This window comes from Cupriavidus taiwanensis (assembly GCF_900249755.1).
Lineage (GTDB): Bacteria > Pseudomonadota > Gammaproteobacteria > Burkholderiales > Burkholderiaceae > Cupriavidus > Cupriavidus taiwanensis_D.
Map to the genome: position 1 here is coordinate 2,700,752 of NZ_LT976853.1, position 14,523 is coordinate 2,715,274.

At 69.8% G+C, this 14,523-nt stretch carries 18 protein-coding genes; 13 read left to right on the forward strand and 5 right to left on the reverse strand.

Annotation, left to right across the window (positions count from 1 at the left end; genetic code table 11):
• The first annotated feature begins 28 nt into the window (after nt 1–28).
• The gene (locus CBM2594_RS12315; protein WP_116357064.1) at nt 29–646 is read left to right on the forward strand and encodes a pyridoxamine 5'-phosphate oxidase family protein; all 618 of its coding nucleotides are present in this window, start codon (nt 29–31) and stop codon (nt 644–646) included.
• Between the two features lie 9 nt (nt 647–655).
• Here CBM2594_RS12315 and CBM2594_RS12320 read toward each other — a convergent pair whose 3' ends face one another.
• Nucleotides 656–2,095 (reverse strand): CoA transferase, encoded by a 1,440-nt coding sequence (locus tag CBM2594_RS12320; protein ID WP_116357065.1) that lies wholly within the window; start codon nt 2,093–2,095, stop codon nt 656–658.
• A 223-nt stretch (nt 2,096–2,318) separates the two neighbouring features.
• On the opposite strand from CBM2594_RS12320, the gene CBM2594_RS12325 reads away from it, so the two are divergent.
• The 7 genes from CBM2594_RS12325 to CBM2594_RS12355 all read left to right on the forward strand — a co-directional run bounded on the left by CBM2594_RS12325 (nt 2,319) and on the right by CBM2594_RS12355 (nt 6,859).
• The gene (locus CBM2594_RS12325; RefSeq protein ID WP_116357066.1) at nt 2,319–4,076 is read left to right on the forward strand and encodes a glutamine--tRNA ligase/YqeY domain fusion protein; all 1,758 of its coding nucleotides are present in this window, start codon (nt 2,319–2,321) and stop codon (nt 4,074–4,076) included.
• Nucleotides 4,076–4,318, forward strand: coding sequence for an RNA-binding S4 domain-containing protein (locus tag CBM2594_RS12330; protein WP_011615832.1), 243 nt, complete (start codon nt 4,076–4,078; stop codon nt 4,316–4,318). Before CBM2594_RS12325 ends, CBM2594_RS12330 begins: the two co-directional genes overlap by 1 nt.
• 66 nt (nt 4,319–4,384) lie before the next feature.
• Nucleotides 4,385–4,768: an MAPEG family protein gene (locus CBM2594_RS12335; RefSeq protein ID WP_116357067.1), complete on the forward strand. Its 384-nt coding sequence runs from the start codon at nt 4,385–4,387 to the stop codon at nt 4,766–4,768.
• Nucleotides 4,769–4,772: 4 nt separating this feature from the next.
• Complete coding sequence (locus CBM2594_RS12340; protein ID WP_116357068.1) at nt 4,773–5,360, forward strand: YceI family protein; 588 nt, start codon at nt 4,773–4,775, stop codon at nt 5,358–5,360.
• Between the two features lie 123 nt (nt 5,361–5,483).
• Nucleotides 5,484–5,792: a hypothetical protein gene (locus tag CBM2594_RS12345; RefSeq protein ID WP_116357069.1), complete on the forward strand. Its 309-nt coding sequence runs from the start codon at nt 5,484–5,486 to the stop codon at nt 5,790–5,792.
• Between the two features lie 110 nt (nt 5,793–5,902).
• Entirely contained in the window at nt 5,903–6,451 is a 549-nt protein-coding gene (locus CBM2594_RS12350) for a YaeQ family protein (RefSeq protein ID WP_116357070.1), read from the forward strand.
• A gap of 60 nt (nt 6,452–6,511) precedes the next feature.
• Complete coding sequence (locus CBM2594_RS12355) at nt 6,512–6,859, forward strand: FKBP-type peptidyl-prolyl cis-trans isomerase (RefSeq protein ID WP_010813699.1); 348 nt, start codon at nt 6,512–6,514, stop codon at nt 6,857–6,859.
• A gap of 105 nt (nt 6,860–6,964) precedes the next feature.
• On the opposite strand, the gene CBM2594_RS12360 is transcribed toward CBM2594_RS12355, so the two are convergent.
• Nucleotides 6,965–7,285: a hypothetical protein gene (locus tag CBM2594_RS12360; RefSeq protein WP_116357071.1), complete on the reverse strand. Its 321-nt coding sequence runs from the start codon at nt 7,283–7,285 to the stop codon at nt 6,965–6,967.
• A gap of 256 nt (nt 7,286–7,541) precedes the next feature.
• Here CBM2594_RS12360 and CBM2594_RS12365 point away from each other — a divergent pair, with 256 nt between their 5' ends.
• Both CBM2594_RS12365 and CBM2594_RS12370 read left to right on the forward strand, forming a co-directional pair.
• Complete coding sequence (locus CBM2594_RS12365; RefSeq protein WP_232346606.1) at nt 7,542–8,297, forward strand: gamma-glutamylcyclotransferase; 756 nt, start codon at nt 7,542–7,544, stop codon at nt 8,295–8,297.
• 17 nt (nt 8,298–8,314) lie between these two features.
• Nucleotides 8,315–9,115: an ankyrin repeat domain-containing protein gene (locus tag CBM2594_RS12370; RefSeq protein WP_116357073.1), complete on the forward strand. Its 801-nt coding sequence runs from the start codon at nt 8,315–8,317 to the stop codon at nt 9,113–9,115.
• A gap of 73 nt (nt 9,116–9,188) precedes the next feature.
• Here the strand turns inward: CBM2594_RS12370 and CBM2594_RS12375 are convergent, their stop codons facing one another.
• A complete protein-coding gene (locus CBM2594_RS12375; RefSeq protein WP_116357074.1) occupies nt 9,189–10,904 on the reverse strand; it encodes a long-chain fatty acid--CoA ligase in 1,716 nt (571 codons plus the stop codon).
• Nucleotides 10,905–11,126: 222 nt separating this feature from the next.
• Here CBM2594_RS12375 and trxA point away from each other — a divergent pair, with 222 nt between their 5' ends.
• Together trxA and CBM2594_RS12385 are read left to right on the forward strand one after the other, a co-directional pair.
• Nucleotides 11,127–11,972, forward strand: coding sequence for a thioredoxin (gene trxA / locus CBM2594_RS12380; RefSeq protein ID WP_116357075.1), 846 nt, complete (start codon nt 11,127–11,129; stop codon nt 11,970–11,972).
• A 71-nt stretch (nt 11,973–12,043) separates the two neighbouring features.
• On the forward strand, nt 12,044–12,421 hold the full coding sequence (locus CBM2594_RS12385) for a cupin domain-containing protein (RefSeq protein WP_116357076.1): 378 nt from the start codon (nt 12,044–12,046) through the stop codon (nt 12,419–12,421).
• A gap of 21 nt (nt 12,422–12,442) precedes the next feature.
• Here the strand turns inward: CBM2594_RS12385 and CBM2594_RS12390 are convergent, their stop codons facing one another.
• Nucleotides 12,443–12,883: a bacteriohemerythrin gene (locus CBM2594_RS12390; protein WP_116357077.1), complete on the reverse strand. Its 441-nt coding sequence runs from the start codon at nt 12,881–12,883 to the stop codon at nt 12,443–12,445.
• 128 nt (nt 12,884–13,011) lie between these two features.
• On the opposite strand from CBM2594_RS12390, the gene CBM2594_RS12395 reads away from it, so the two are divergent.
• Nucleotides 13,012–13,590, forward strand: coding sequence for an AAA family ATPase (locus CBM2594_RS12395; protein WP_116357078.1), 579 nt, complete (start codon nt 13,012–13,014; stop codon nt 13,588–13,590).
• Between the two features lie 29 nt (nt 13,591–13,619).
• Here CBM2594_RS12395 and tcdA read toward each other — a convergent pair whose 3' ends face one another.
• Entirely contained in the window at nt 13,620–14,489 is an 870-nt protein-coding gene (gene tcdA / locus CBM2594_RS12400; protein WP_116357079.1) for a tRNA cyclic N6-threonylcarbamoyladenosine(37) synthase TcdA, read from the reverse strand.
• Between the last annotated feature and the right edge of the window lie 34 nt (nt 14,490–14,523).

Here is a 14,523-nt window from a genome sequence, read left to right on the forward strand (position 1 = left end):
CGCTTTCGCCCCCAACGCCCAGCCTGCCATGCCCCCGCACGCCATCACCACGCTGGCCGAACTGGAAGCGCTCTACGCGCAACCGGCGGCGCCCTCGCTCGCCAAGGAAGTCGATTACCTGCACCCGCACTACCGGGCCTTTATCGAGGCGGCGCCGTTCTGCCTGCTGTCGACGGTGGGCCAGGACTGGGCCGAATGCTCGCCGCGCGGCGACGCTCCCGGCTTCGTGCAGGTGCTGGACGAGCGCACGCTGCTGCTGCCGGACCGGCGCGGCAACAACCGCATCGACAGCCTGCGCAATATCGTTGCCGATCCGCGCGTGGGCCTGCTGTTCGTGATTCCCGGCATCAACGAGACCATCCGCGTCAACGGCACCGCGCAGATCAGCGTCGACCCCGCGCTGATCGCGCGCTGCGTAATGGAGGGCAAGGCCCCGACCACGGTGCTGGTGATCAAGGTGCAGGCGGTGTTCGTCCAGTGCGCCCGCGCGCTGATCCGCTCGCGCCTGTGGGCCGCGCAGGCGCAGGTCGCGCGCCAGTCGCTGCCCAGCAACGGCGAGATCCTGGCCACGCTGAGCGGCAACGCCATCGACGGCGCCGCCTATGACCGCGACCTGCCCGAGCGTCAGCGCTCCACGCTCTACTGAGTTGGCCGCCTAGGCTCGCGGCAGCCACTGCGGCGCATGCGTGCCGAGCGGCTCGGACGGCAGCGTCCAGCGCGCCGGCGTTTCCGACAACTGCGCGGCATGGCGCACCACGGTCAGCATGCCGAAGCCGGACGGCACCGCTTCCAGCAAGTCCGCGACGTCGTCGATCTTCTGCTCGGGCGCCTTGAGCCCGTCGGGCACGCGCCCCAGCCCGCGCAGCCACTGCCCCACCTGCGCCAGCGACACGCGCACATGCCAGCTGCCGCCTTCCACCGCGCGCCGGTGCAGCGCGGCCATCGCGCCGAAGGCCAGCAGGTAGCCCGCGGCATGGTCCAGCACCTGGGCGGGCAACGGGCGCGGCGTGTCGCTGCCGGCCGCCTGCGCCTCGGCGGCGTTGAAGCCGGTGGCGGTCTGCACCAGCGAATCGAAGCCGCGCTTGCCCGACCACGGGCCCACATGGCCATACGCGCTCAGCGACACGTACACGATGCCCGGACGGGCCCGCGCCGCTGCCTCCGGACCCGCGCCCAGCTCGGCCAGGCCGCCGGGGCGGTAGCCCTGCACCAGCACGTCGGCGCCATGCAGCAGCTTGTGCAGCGTGCGCTTGTCGTCCGCATCGCGCAGGTCCAGCTGGCAGCTGCGCTTGCCGCGGCCGGTGTCGATCACCAGCGGCGCGATCGACGGCAGGTGCGGCGCGGTGACCAGCAGCACGTCGGCGCCATGCGCGGCCAGCGTGCGGCCCGCCACCGGGCCGGCGATGATGCGGGTGAAATCCAGCACGCGCACGCCCGACAGCGGCTGCGCGTCCGCGGAGGCCGGCGCCGGCAGCGGCTGCGGCGGGGCATCGCCGATCCGCTCCAGCGTCACCGGCGGCAGGCCGTGCAGCGCCGCCGCTTGCGGATGGCGGTCCCATTCGTCGAAGCTGCGCAGCGCGGCCACCACCAGGCCGGCGTCGGACGCGGCGGTTTCGAAGGCCTCCGCTTCCCATTTTTCCAGCGCCGCCTGCACCGCGTCCTTGTCGTAGGCGCATCCCAGCAGCCGCAGCACGCCATCGCGGTGATGCGGGAAATTGGTGTGCAGGCGGACCCAGCGGCCGTCGCCGCAACGATAGATGCCGGCGATCTTGTCCCACAGCTCGGGCGCCGGGCCGCCGTCAACGCGCAGGTAGCGCTCGCTGCGGAACTCGGTGATGGCGTGGCGCATGTCGACGCTGACTTCCTGCCAGCGGCCGGCGCGCGCGTGCCACAGCGTGGCGGCCGCCAGCGCCGACGCGGCCAGGCTGGCCTGCGCCGCGGTGCCCACGGCAAAGCTCGAAGGCAGCACCGGCTCGGCGCCGTCCAGGCGCAGGTGGGCCAGCGCCTCGGCGGGCAGGCCGGCATCGCGCCACAGCGCGGCTACGGCATCGAGGGGCATGGGCGGCACTTGTGCCGCATCGGTGGGGGCATTCATGGGCGTTCCTGCTGCGATGGGTAACGCTCCATGCTACTCCGACACATCACTTTGCGGTGCGGCCAGCAGGCGCCGGCAACGGACAAGACCACAAATGAGCCGATGCTCACGGCGTGCGGCGCCGCCGGCACGGTAAAATCCCGCTATTGGCATTCCGCCACGCAATCTGACGACCCGGCCCCACGCCCTTGCAGGCGCTCGCGGCCGGCCAACCGGCGCCATCATGAGCCACGACAACAAGCCTACCGACAGCACCCCCGCCGCCTCAAACTTCCTGCGCAGCATCATCGACCAGGACCTCGCCGCCGGCACCTACGCCGGCCGCCAGGACAAGCAAGGCGAGCCGCTGCCGGCCGTCATCACCCGCTTCCCGCCGGAGCCCAACGGCTACCTGCATATCGGCCATGCCAAGAGCATCTGCCTGAACTTCGGGCTGGCGCGCGACTACGGCGGCCGCTGCCACCTGCGCTTCGACGACACCAACCCGGTCAAGGAAGACACCGAATACGTCGACTCCATCATCGACGCCGTGCACTGGCTCGGCTTCTCCTGGGACAGCGAAGGCAAGGACGGCCAGAACCAGCCGCACCTGTACTACGCCAGCGACTACTTCGACCAGCTCTACGCCTTCGCCGAAACCCTGATCGAGCGCGGCGCCGCCTATGTCGACAGCCAGTCGGCCGAGCAGATCGCCGCCAGCCGCGGCAATTTCTCCGAGCCGGGCAAGCCCTCACCCTACCGCGAGCGCAGCGTCGAGGAAAACCTGCAGCTGTTCCGCGACATGCGCGCCGGCAAGTACGCCGACGGCCAGCACGTGCTGCGCGCGAAGATCGACATGGCCGCGCCCAACATCGTCATGCGCGACCCGGTGCTGTACCGCATCCGACATGCCCACCACCACCGCACCGGCGACAAGTGGTGCATCTACCCGATGTACGACTTCACGCACTGCATCTCGGACGCGCTGGAGAACATCACGCACTCGCTGTGCACGCTGGAGTTCGAGAACAACCGCCCGCTGTACGACTGGGTGCTGGAGCACCTGCGCGACAGCGGCGTGTTCCGCAACCCGCTGCCGCACCAGTATGAGTTCGCGCGGCTGAACCTGACCTACGCCATCACCAGCAAGCGCAAGCTCAAGCAGCTGGTCGACGAACAGCGCGTCGACGGCTGGGACGATCCGCGCATGCCGACGCTGGTGGGCGTGCGCCGCCGCGGCTATACGCCCGAATCGATCCAGCTGTTCTGCGACCGCGTCGGCGTGGCCAAGGCCGACAGCTGGATCGACATGAGCACGCTCGAAGGCTCGGTGCGCGACGACCTCGACGGCCGCGCCGCGCGCGGCGTGGCCGTGCTGGACCCGCTGCGCCTGGTGATCGACAACTACCCCGAAGGCCAGAGCGAGGAATGCTCGGCGCCGGTGCACCCGAAGAAGCCGGAACTCGGCAAGCGTGTATTCCCGCTGTCGCGCGAGCTGTGGATCGAGCGCGAGGACTTCAACGAGACCCCGCCCAAGGGCTACTTCCGCCTGTTCCCCGGCAACAAGGTGCGTCTGAAGTACGGCTACGTGATCGAGTGCACCGGTGTGGACAAGGACGCCGACGGCAACGTGACCGCGGTGCACGCCAGCTACCTGCCCGACACCAAGAGCGGCACGCCGGGCGCCGACAGCGTCAAGGTCAAGGGCGTGATCCACTGGGTCAGCGCCGCGCATGCCTATGAAGCCGAGGTGCGCCTGTACGACCGCCTGTTCAGCGACCCCAACCCGGACGCCGGCGGCAAGAACTTCCTCGATGCGCTCAACCCGGACTCCAAGCAGGTGATCACCGCCTACCTGGAGCCGGGCCTGCGCGAAGCGCAGCCGGAAGACCGCTTCCAGTTCGAGCGCCATGGCTACTTCGTCGCCGACCGCAGCGATTCGACCCCGGGCAAGCCGGTGTTCAACCGCATCGTCGGCCTCAAAGACAGCTGGGGCAAGTGATGGCCAAACCTGGCAAGGCAGCGGTGCAGACCATCACCTTCCCGCTCGAGGGCGAGTTCATCGCCCTCAATGACCTGCTCAAGCTGGCGGGCGTATGCGACAGCGGCGGCGCCGGCAAGGCGCTGGTCGCGACCGGCGAAGTCTCGGTGGACGGCGCGCCCGAATCGCGCAAGACTGCGAAGATCCGCGCCGGGCAGGTGGTGGGCCTGGCCGGCATCGAGATCCGCGTGGTCGCCGCCTGAGCGTAAGCGGACCGGCCGGCGCACCGCCTCCGGGCCAGCGCCGGCACTGCAACCGAAAGGATGACTATGCCGATCGCTTTCTGGTGCGTGCTGCTGGCCGGGGTCCTGCCGCTGGCGACGGTGGCCATCGCCAAGGCCAGCGCGCCGGGCTATGACAACCATGACCCGCGCGGCTGGCTGGAACGTCAATCGGGCCGCGCCCGCCGCGCCGACCTGGCGCACCGCAACCACTTCGAGGCCTTCCCCTTCTTTGCCGCCGCGGTGCTGAGCGCCAGCTTGCTGCAGGCGCCGCAGGCGCGCGTCGACGAACTGGCGATGGCCTTTATCGCGGTGCGCGTGCTCTACACCCTGTGCTACATCACCGACCGCGCCACGCTGCGCACGCTGTGCTGGACCATCGGCTACCTGACCGTGGTGGGGATCTTCCTGCTGCCGGTGTTCGTCCACTGAAGCCATGGCCCTGCGCGCGCTGGTGCTCCAGGCCGCCACCGGCATCGCCGGCGCCCACGCGGCGCCGGTCGAGTACACGCTGGATCCGGCGCATACCACCGTCTATTTCTCGGCCAGCCATTTCGAGCGCAGCTCGGTACGCGGGCGCTTCGGCAAGATCGACGGGCGCCTGCTCTATGACGCCGACAACGGCGCCGGCGCGCTCGACGTGACCGTGGACCTAAACTCCGTCGACACCGGCAACCGCACGCTGGACGGCGTGCTGCGCTCGGCGCAGTTCTTCGATATTGCCGAGCACCCGGTGGCGCGGCTGCGCGCCGACCGGTTCCTGACGGAAGCCGGCCGCCTCACCGCCGTCGAAGGCGAACTGACACTGCATGGCGTGACCCGGCCCGTGCGGCTGCTGGCCGAGCGCTTCCGCTGCGGCGAGGTCACGCTGTTCGGCGTGACCCGACAGGTCTGCGGCGGCGACTTCCGCGCCGAAGTGCCGCGCAGTGCCTTTGGCATGACGCGCTTCCTGCCCGAGGTCGGCGACACCGTGACGCTGCAAGTGGCGGTCGAGGCATCGCCCGCGGCAAGCGCCCCGCGCTGATCCCGGAACTCCCCCGCGCTTACCCTACTCGCCACCTGCGGCACCAATTTCTCTTGTAGAATCAGCGCTTTGCAAAATTCCTGCCACGCCCGTCCGCGTGTGCGGCGACGCGAGACAGAGACCATGTTCGAGATTCATTCCGGCGACATCGTGGCCGCCGCGCTGGCGGCTGCCGGGGCCTGCCTGGCCTGCAGCATTCCGGGCGACTTCCTGCGCCGCTTCCCGCTGTGGGCCGTGCGCACCTACGGGCGCGGCGCGCTGCTGATGCCGTTCGTGGCGATGATGGTCGGCACGTGGCTGTTCCGCCTCGGCCTGGCCGGCCAGATCGACACCCCGCCCGGACAGGCGCTGCTGGTCGCGGCGGCCTTCCTCGGCACCCTGCTGGTCTCGGCGCTGCTGCGCTTCTACCTGAAGGAATACCGCAAGCGCTGAGCCGCCGGCTTTATGGGCCTGCTTTGAATCGCCTGCATTGAATCGCGTATGATGCGGCCTTTTGCGTCGTACGCACCCCAGCCCGGGGCGCCGGTCGCTTACTTCATCCCATGGCGCTCAAATCCACCATCTTCAAGGCCGACCTGTCCGTATCGGACATGGACCGGCCCTACTACGGCAGCCACAGCCTGACCATCGCCCAGCATCCGTCCGAGAACGATGCGCGCATGATGGTGCGCCTGCTGGCCTTTGCCTGCGAAGCCAGCGAAACCCTGGCCTTCACCCGCGGCCTGGACGAACCCGACGAGCCCGACCTGTGGGACAAGCGCCTGACCGGCGACATCGCCCATTGGGTGGAACTGGGCCAGCCCGACGAAGCCCGCCTGAAACGCGCCGCGGCGCGCGCCGAGCGCGTCACCGTCTACACCTACAACGCCGCGAGCGCGCGCGAATGGTGGAAGGGCATGGCCGGCAAGGCCGGCAAGCTGCGCAACGTCACCGTCTACAATGTCCCGGCAGAGGCCGTCGACGCGCTGGCCGCGCTGGCGCAGCGCGCCATGCGCCTGTCGGTGACGATCCAGGACGGCGATATCTGGGTCGCCGACGACGACCACAACGTACAACTGACGCTGGATGTGCTCCAGCGCGCCCAAGCCTGAGCGCAGCGGCGCTGCGCTCATCCCTGTCCACGTCTGTTCCCATCGGAAGGAAATAACGCCATGCAAACCACGCCCTCTGGCCTGCAATACGAAGACACCACCGTCGGCGCCGGCGCCGAAGCCACCGCCGGCAAGCACGTCACCGTGCACTACACCGGCTGGCTGTACGAGAACGGCCAGGCCGGCCGCAAGTTCGATTCGAGCAAGGACCGCAACGACCCGTTCGTGTTCCCGCTGGGTGCCGGCCATGTGATCCGCGGCTGGGACGAAGGCGTGCAGGGCATGAAGGTCGGCGGCGTGCGCCGCCTGGTGATCCCGGCCGACCTGGGCTACGGCGCGCGCGGCGCCGGCGGCGTGATCCCGCCGAACGCGACGCTGCTGTTTGAAGTGGAACTGCTGGCGGTTTAAGCGCCTGCCCGTCGCTCCCGCGCAAGCGGGAGCCCGGCGTCTTCAAGTCGTGCCGGCAAGAGTCGCTGGATCCCCGCCTGCGCGGGGACGACGAAACCCTGATGGCTAGAACCCGATGGCGGCGTTGCCGACATCGACGCGGACCTTGTCCCGGTCCAGCAGCCGCGCCGCATGGCGCGCGTAGTCCTGCGCCCAGGCAGCATCGCCGGAGAAGCGCGCTTCTCCCGAGAACTTGGCGACATTCAGGATCTTGTCGATCACCAGCACCTTGCCCACCGGGCTCGATGCCTGGCAGTCCAGCTCGGTGTATTCCCGGTCGAACCAGCGCCAGGCAGCATCCTCGGTGACCGCGGCCAGCTCGTCCGTGCCGATCGTGAAATCAAATTCCTTGCCGCTGCCGAACACCACCGTAAGCGTACGTGCCATCGCAGGTTCCCCCTGGGTTGGATTGAGGCCCCATTGTAAGGACTCGGCGGCGCCAGCGGCGCGCAATTCGCGCCGGCCTGACGCTCGACAAGGCGCGGCAGCGCACGGCCATGGCGAGTGGCAGCGGCGCCACGCGGCCCAGACCGTTGTCAGGCCCCCACACCCCGGCCGCTGACTCAGACATTTCCGAATAAAAGTGCCACTTGTGGCATTTCCCCTGCCCGCCCGGGACGCGGCTTTGATTTATGCTTGCACCATGGGCATCACGCGACAGGACCTCGAATCCGACCGGCTGCGCACCTCGCTGTGCAGCACCCCGGTTGCGTCCTCGCTGCTGCCCGAGGCGGCGCTGGAGCAATCGCTGGCCGATACATTGGCGCGCCGCCCCGACGATCCCGCGCTGGGCGGCGATGTCTGGGTATTCGGCTACGGCTCGCTGATCTGGAACCCGATGGTGGTGCACACCGAGCGCCAGCGCGCCACGGTGCACGGCTACCACCGCGGCTTCTATCTCTATTCCCGCATCAACCGCGGCACCTGGGACAATCCCGGCCTGGTGCTGGGGCTGGACCGCGGCGGCTGCTGCCATGGCATGGCGTTCCGCGTGCCCAGCCATGTGGTCGAGCAGGAGTTCCGCGTGCTGTGGCGCCGCGAGATGCTGACCGGCGCCTACCATCCGCGCTGGCTGCGCATCCGCGTCGGCGCCGCCGGCGCGCCCGAGCAGCGCGCGCTGGCCTTCGTCATGAACCGTTCCCACGAGGCCTACGCCGGCCGCCTGCCGGACGCCAGCGTGGTGGAACGGCTGCGCCACGCCACCGGGCTCTACGGCCCGGCGCGCGAATACCTGCAGCAAACCCTGCTGGGACTGGCCACCAACGGTGTCGACGACCCCTACCTCGGGCGGCTCTGGCGCCAGCTGCAGGCGGGCGATGCCGCCGAGCCCGCCGCCGGCCCCGCAGGCCAGGCGCCGGACGACTGCCAGCTGCCGGCCAGGTCTCGCGAAACCGTCTGAACCCAGGAGCTGCCGCCATGACGCGCCCCGCCGCCCGCACCCGCAGACAGGCACTCAATGAGCTGCTGGGGCTGGCGGGCTTGCTGATGGGCGGCGGCCTGCTGGCGGCGCAGGGCGGCCAGACCCTGGCGGCACGTCCCGCGGGCGGCGCGGCCAACCCGCCGGCGGCGCGCCCGCCGCGCGGCCCCGCCACGCAGGCGCCGACGCGCCGCGACGCCATCGGCACGCTCGACCGCAACCTGATTACCGCCGCCAGCACCGGCGACCAGGAGCTGGTGGCGCGCCTGCTGGCCGCCGGCGCCTCGGCCCGCGCGGCCGACGAGCGTGGCCGCAGCGCGCTGCTGGCGGCGGTGCAGAACCGCCACACCGAGGTCGCGCGCGCACTGCTGCTGGCCGGCGCCGACGTCAACCTGAAGGATGCCGACGCCAACAGCCCGTTCCTGCTGGCCGCCGCCACCGGCCAGGCCGACATGGTGCGGCTGGCGCTGGCGCACGGCGCCGACCTCGCCAGCACCGACCGCTACCATGGCACCGCGCTGATCGTGGCGAGCCAGCAGGGCCATGTGGAAGTGGTGAAGCTGCTGCTCAAGGCCGGCATCGCCGTCGACCACGTCAACGACCTGGGCTGGACCGCGCTGCTCGAGGCGGTGATCCTGGGCGACGGCAGCGCGCGCTACGAGGATACGGTGCAGCTGCTGCTGGATGCGGGCGCGGACGCCAACCTGGCCGACCGCGAAGGCGTGACGCCCACGCGCCATGCGCGCGAGCGCGGCTACAAGACCATGGTAAAGATGCTGATGCGCGTGCGCGGGCATTGATCCCGGGCGCGCCGCAAAGAAAAAGGCTGGTCGCGCGACCAGCCTTTTTTCATGCTCCTGCCAAGCGGCCTGCTCAGGCTGCCGGCGCGGCGCCCGCGGCAGGATTGCGCGCGTTCTCGCTTTCCTGCAGATGGCGCCACATCACCTTGCCCGTGCCGGACTTGGGCAGCGCGTCGACGAACTCGACCACGCGCGGGTACTTGTACGCGGCCATGTTGTCCTTGGCCCAGTCGATGATCTGCTCCGGCGTGGTCTTGCCGCGGGCATGCGCGCGCAGCACCACCACCGCCTTGACGGTTTCGCCGCGGTAGGGGTCGCGCGTGCCGATGATGCAGGCCTCCTGCACGTCCGGGTGCTTGTACAGCAGGTTCTCCACCTCGGCCGGCCATACCTTGAAGCCCGACGCGTTGATCATGCGCTTGAGCCGGTCGGTGATGAAGTAATAGCCCTCTTCGTCCATGCGGCCCAGGTCGCCGGTGCGGAAGAAGGTCTTGCCCTCGAATTCGATGAAGGCCTCGCGGGTGGCGTCTTCCTTGCCCCAGTAGCCCTTGAACACCTGCGGGCCGCTGACGATGATCTCGCCGATCTCGTTGGGCGGCAGCTCCTTCAGCGTGACCGGGTCGACCACGCGCGCGTCGGTGTTGAAGGTCGGCACGCCCAGGCACTGCAGCTTGGGCCGGTCCGACGGGTTGCTGTGGGTCGGCGCCATGGTCTCGGACAGGCCGTAGCCTTCCAGGTAGTTCAGCCCGAACTGCTCGCGCAGGCGCTCGGCCACCGCCTGCGGCATGGCCGCGCCGCCGCCGCCGATATAGCGCAGGCTGGACAGGTCGAACTGGTCCAGGTTGGGGCTGGCCAGGAAGTCGATCACCATGGTCGGGATATTGGTCCAGTGCGTGACCTGGTAGCGCGAGATCAGCCGCCCCGCCACTTCGCGGTCCCAGCGCGGCAGCATCACCACGGTGGCGCCGCTGTAGATCGGGCCGTTCATGCCGTACTGCATGCCGGTGACATGGAACAGCGGCAGCACCGACAGCACCACCGATTCCGCGCCCGAACCCGACCAGGTCGCGCCGCCGACGATGTTGTGCATCACCGAGCGGTGGGTGTGGATGCAGCCCTTGGGGAAGCCGGTGGTGCCCGAGGTGTACGGCATCACCGCCATGTCGTCCGGGCCGGCGGTGTGCGGGCCGGGCTGCAGGCCCGCGCCGAGCGCGTCCGCCCAGGCGGTGGCGCCGGCGGGCAACGGATGCGGCGTGGTCAGCCAGGCCGGCGGCGCGTCTTCCGGGTGTTCGTGGGCCGGCGGCAGCGCGTCGGCGTATTGCGTCACCAGCAGGTGCTGCAGGCGCTGCGCCGGTTCCAGTTCGGCCTGCGCCTGCTCGACGCCGGCGGCGAGGTCGGCGGTGAAGATCGCCACGCGTGCCTGGGCGTCGGTGACGTAGTGCTTGAATTCCTCGGCGCGGTTCATCGGGTTGACCGGCACCACCACCGCGTCGGCGCGCAGGATGGCGTAGTAGCTGACGATGAACTGCGGGCAGTTCTGCATGTACAGCAGCACCCGGTCGCCCTTCTTCACGCCCGCCTTCTGCTGCAGCCAGCCGGCCAGCGCGGTGGCCTGGTCCTGCAGTTCACGGAAGCTGATGGCGTTGCCGAAATAGCGGATCGCGGCCTTGTCGGCATAGCGCAGCGCCGAGACCTCCAGGTTGGCCCACAGCGAGGTTTCCGGCAGCACGATGGCGGCCGGCAGGCGCTTGGGCCAGAACTGGAAATGCGGGCGGGCGGGGGTCGGCATGAAAGGTCTCCTGTGCGGTCTCGCGGACCGGGTCTGTCGTATGGTCAAGGACTATAACCGAACGATCGTTCTATTTTCAACCAGTGACTTCCCGGACCGCGCCGTTGGGGTGGCGGCATTGGGGTGGCGGCATTGGGGTTGCGGCAACGGGCGTTGCATTCGGCGCCTTCGCCCTCACAATAGGGGAACCGATTTCCCCTTTTCTCCCGACCAGGATTCCCCATGAGCGACGTCACCCTGCAGAATTTCGAAACCGAAGTGATCGACGCCTCGCACCAGATGCCCGTGCTGGTCGATTTCTGGGCCCCGTGGTGCGGCCCCTGCCGTACGCTCGGGCCGATGCTCGAACGCCTGGAGGCCGAGTCCAACGGCCAGTGGAAGCTGGCCAAGGTCAATGTCGACGAGAACCAGGAGCTGGCCGCGCACTTCGGCGTACGCAGCATTCCGCATGTGGTGGCGATTGCCGACGGCCAGGCGGTGGACCAGTTCACCGGCGTGCTGCCGGAATCGGGCCTGCGCGAGTTCCTGGCCCGGCTGGCGCCGGGACAGGCGCGCTCGCCGCTGGCCGCGGCGCTGGAACTGGCCGCCGCCGGCAACCGCGACGGCGCCGAGACCCTGTTCGCCGATGCCATCGCCGCGGATCCGGAGTCCGATGCCCCGCGCCTCGCCTATATCGGCTTCCTGCTGGACGGCAATGCCATCGACCGCGCCCGGGCCGAATTCGCGGCGCTGTCGCCGCGCGCCGAGCAGGAAGATGGCTACGGCGCGCTGCGCACGCGCATCGAAGCGATGGAGAACGCCGCCGGCCTGCCCGACGCAGCCACGCTGGCCGCCCGCATCGACGCCGATCCGCGCGACCTGGCCGCGCGCATGGACCTGGCGCGGCTGATGATCGCGCACCAGCAATACGAGCCGGCACTGGAACAACTGCTGGCGATCGTGCGCACCGACCGCGGCTTCGAGGACGATATCGGCCGCCGCACCATGCTGTCGGTGTTCGAGATGCTGGCCGACCGGCCCGAGGTGGTGTCGCGCTGGCGCCGCCAGCTGAGCACGGCGCTGAACTGACGGTGGCGCGGGTCCGGCGCGGTAAACTGGCGGACTCCCTGCTCCGCCGCCTCAGCCATTCGCCCTCTGCCATGACCGCGCCCCGCCTGATCGACTTCAAGACCGAACCCGCCCCCAGCCACGACCGCCCGCGCCCCGACCGGCTGGTGTCGGGCAATCCGGATCGCACCACCTGGACGCACTACAGCGCGCAGCACGGCGATTTCGATTGCGGGATCTGGGCGTGCGAGCCGGGCGCCTGGCGCATCGCGTTCCCGGCGGGCAAGGAAGAGTTCTTCCACGTGATCAGCGGCCGCATCCGCATCCTTGACGACAGCGGCCAGGCCAGCGACTTCGGCCCCGGCGATGCCTGCGTGATCCCGGGCGGCTTTACCGGCGTGTTCCAGGTGCTGGACCCGGTGCGCAAGTACTTCGTGGTGATCGACCGCGACGCGGCGCGCCAGGCCTGAGCGCCGGCCGTCCCCGCGCGATCAGGCCGCCGTGGCCGGGCCTTCGACCAGCGTGAAGCCGTTCTCGCGCATATGTTCGACCATCATCGCGTCCATCGACTTGACGTGATGGTCGAACCAGCCTGACAGCTCGGCCACCAGCCGGCGCCCGAGCTGGAACTCGGCATCGCTGTGCACCTTGTCGCGCACCGCGACGGCCACCGCCAGCACCTGCTGGTGCTCGCCCGCATGGCAATGGCGCGGGCCGAAGCCCATCGCCTCCATCCACTGCTCTTCCTGCGCGAAATGATGGCGCGTGTGGTCGATCCATTCGTCCATCGCCGCCAGGAAGGCGGCGTCGTCGGCGCTGGCTACCGCGGCCAGCAGCTGCACGAACTCGGCGTGGGTGGCGTCGGTGACCGGTTCGCCCAGATGCAGGTGGTCCGGCAGGCCGGCGGAGGAAAGCTGGTCTTTGGCGTCCATGGAAAGCGGCGGCTAGCGTGGAGAAAAACGGCAAGGATACCGAATCAGCGCGGCTTGGGCCTGATCTGGCGCAAGCGGGCGGGTATGCTGTGGCGGTGCGCCCCGTCCATCACCCAACGCTTTCGCTCATGCCACGACTGATTTTCTTCTGCGGCCACGCCGGCACCGGCAAGACCAGCCTCGCCCACCGCCTGATCGGCCCGCTGATGCAGGCCACCGGCGAGCCGTTCTGCCTGCTCGACAAGGACACGCTGTACGGCCGCTACAGCGCCGCGGCCATGGCCGCCATCACCGGCGACCCCAACGACCGCGACAGCCCGGCCTACCTGGACCACCTGCGCGATCCCGAATACCAGGGCCTGCTCGACACCGCGCGCGAGAACCTGGCGCTGGGCATCAGCGTGATCGTGATCGGACCGCTGTCGCGCGAGGTCCGGGCCCACCTGCTGAACGACCCCGGCTGGCTGCAAGTGCCCGCCGGCACCACGGTGCGCACGGTCTGGGTCCACCTGCCCGAGGACGAGGCCCATGCGCGCATCATCCGGCGCGGCAACCCCAACGACGCCTACAAGCTGGCCCACTGGGACGCATACCGGACCCGGCGCTTCCTGCCCGCGCCCGAGGACTATCCGGAACTGATCTTTTTCGACAACCAGGCCCCGGGGGAAGCCGAGACCGACGCGCTGCTGCGCGCCCTGAGCGCCTGAGCGCCTGAACAGCGCGGTGGCGCCAGCCCTCAGCCGCGCGCGATCGCGCCGATCACCGCCGACGCCGCGACGAAGCCGAACACCGCCGTCACCGCCACCGAGGAGCCGAAGCCGGCGCAGGCCAGCCCTTGCGGCCCGCGCACGGCAGGCTGGCCGGACGGCGCCCCCGGCGGCGGCGCCTCGTCGATCTCGCAGGCCTGCTGCTCGGGCTCCGGGTATTGCAGCGGCTCGTCCGAATAGACCGCGGCGATGCCAAACTTCTTCTTCGGGTCGCGGGTAAAGCCCCACTGCTTGCGCAGGCCGGCGCGCACCTTGGACAGCAGCGGGTCCTGGATCGTGCGCGCGAGGTCGTCGATGCGCACGCGCGTGGGGTCGAGCTGTCCGCCGGCGCCGCCGCAGGTGATCACCGGCACGCCCTGGCGCCTGGCCCAGCCCAGCATGGCGATCTTGACCCGGACCGCGTCGATGGCGTCGATTACATAGTCATAGCCGGCGCCGAGCAGGTCCGGCACGTTGTCGGCGGTGACGAAATCGTCCACCTGGCTCACTCGGCAACGCGGATTGATGGCGACGATGCGCTCGGCCATGGCCTCGACCTTGGCGCGCCCGTAGGCGTCGCCCAGCGCATGGATCTGGCGGTTGGTGTTGGACAGCGCGATATGGTCCAGGTCGATCAGCGTGATGCGGCCGACCGCGTTGCGCGCCAGCGCCTCGGCGGCCCAGCTGCCGACCCCGCCGATGCCGACCACGCACACGTTCGCCGCCTCCAGCCGGGCCAGCCCGGCGGCGCCGTACAGCCGCGCCACGCCGCCGAAGCGGCGATGGTAGTCGTCGTCGGCCGGGCTTTCGTGGGTCAGCGGCTCGGGCAGGCCAGCCAGCTCGTGTGCGGCATCGTTCATACAGGAAAAGGCGGATCGCGGGATGCCGGCCGCG

Bases quoted from the DNA above. Each gene is read 5' to 3' on its own strand.
- CBM2594_RS12360 (WP_116357071.1), bottom strand. From the start codon at position 7,285: ATGGCACGTACGCTTACGGTGGTGTTCGGCAGCGGCAAGGAATTTGAT.
- CBM2594_RS12320 (WP_116357065.1), bottom strand. From the start codon at position 2,095: ATGAATGCCCCCACCGATGCGGCACAAGTGCCGCCCATGCCCCTCGAT.
- CBM2594_RS12370 (WP_116357073.1), top strand. From the start codon at position 8,315: ATGACGCGCCCCGCCGCCCGCACCCGCAGACAGGCACTCAATGAGCTG.
- CBM2594_RS12345 (WP_116357069.1), top strand. From the start codon at position 5,484: ATGTTCGAGATTCATTCCGGCGACATCGTGGCCGCCGCGCTGGCGGCT.
- CBM2594_RS12365 (WP_232346606.1), top strand. From the start codon at position 7,542: ATGGGCATCACGCGACAGGACCTCGAATCCGACCGGCTGCGCACCTCG.
- CBM2594_RS12385 (WP_116357076.1), top strand. From the start codon at position 12,044: ATGACCGCGCCCCGCCTGATCGACTTCAAGACCGAACCCGCCCCCAGC.
- CBM2594_RS12315 (WP_116357064.1), top strand. From the start codon at position 29: ATGCCCCCGCACGCCATCACCACGCTGGCCGAACTGGAAGCGCTCTAC.
- CBM2594_RS12325 (WP_116357066.1), top strand. From the start codon at position 2,319: ATGAGCCACGACAACAAGCCTACCGACAGCACCCCCGCCGCCTCAAAC.
- CBM2594_RS12355 (WP_010813699.1), top strand. From the start codon at position 6,512: ATGCAAACCACGCCCTCTGGCCTGCAATACGAAGACACCACCGTCGGC.
- CBM2594_RS12340 (WP_116357068.1), top strand. From the start codon at position 4,773: ATGGCCCTGCGCGCGCTGGTGCTCCAGGCCGCCACCGGCATCGCCGGC.
- CBM2594_RS12390 (WP_116357077.1), bottom strand. From the start codon at position 12,883: ATGGACGCCAAAGACCAGCTTTCCTCCGCCGGCCTGCCGGACCACCTG.
- CBM2594_RS12395 (WP_116357078.1), top strand. From the start codon at position 13,012: ATGCCACGACTGATTTTCTTCTGCGGCCACGCCGGCACCGGCAAGACC.
- CBM2594_RS12350 (WP_116357070.1), top strand. From the start codon at position 5,903: ATGGCGCTCAAATCCACCATCTTCAAGGCCGACCTGTCCGTATCGGAC.
- trxA (WP_116357075.1), top strand. From the start codon at position 11,127: ATGAGCGACGTCACCCTGCAGAATTTCGAAACCGAAGTGATCGACGCC.
- CBM2594_RS12330 (WP_011615832.1), top strand. From the start codon at position 4,076: ATGGCCAAACCTGGCAAGGCAGCGGTGCAGACCATCACCTTCCCGCTC.
- CBM2594_RS12335 (WP_116357067.1), top strand. From the start codon at position 4,385: ATGCCGATCGCTTTCTGGTGCGTGCTGCTGGCCGGGGTCCTGCCGCTG.
- tcdA (WP_116357079.1), bottom strand. From the start codon at position 14,489: ATGAACGATGCCGCACACGAGCTGGCTGGCCTGCCCGAGCCGCTGACC.
- CBM2594_RS12375 (WP_116357074.1), bottom strand. From the start codon at position 10,904: ATGCCGACCCCCGCCCGCCCGCATTTCCAGTTCTGGCCCAAGCGCCTG.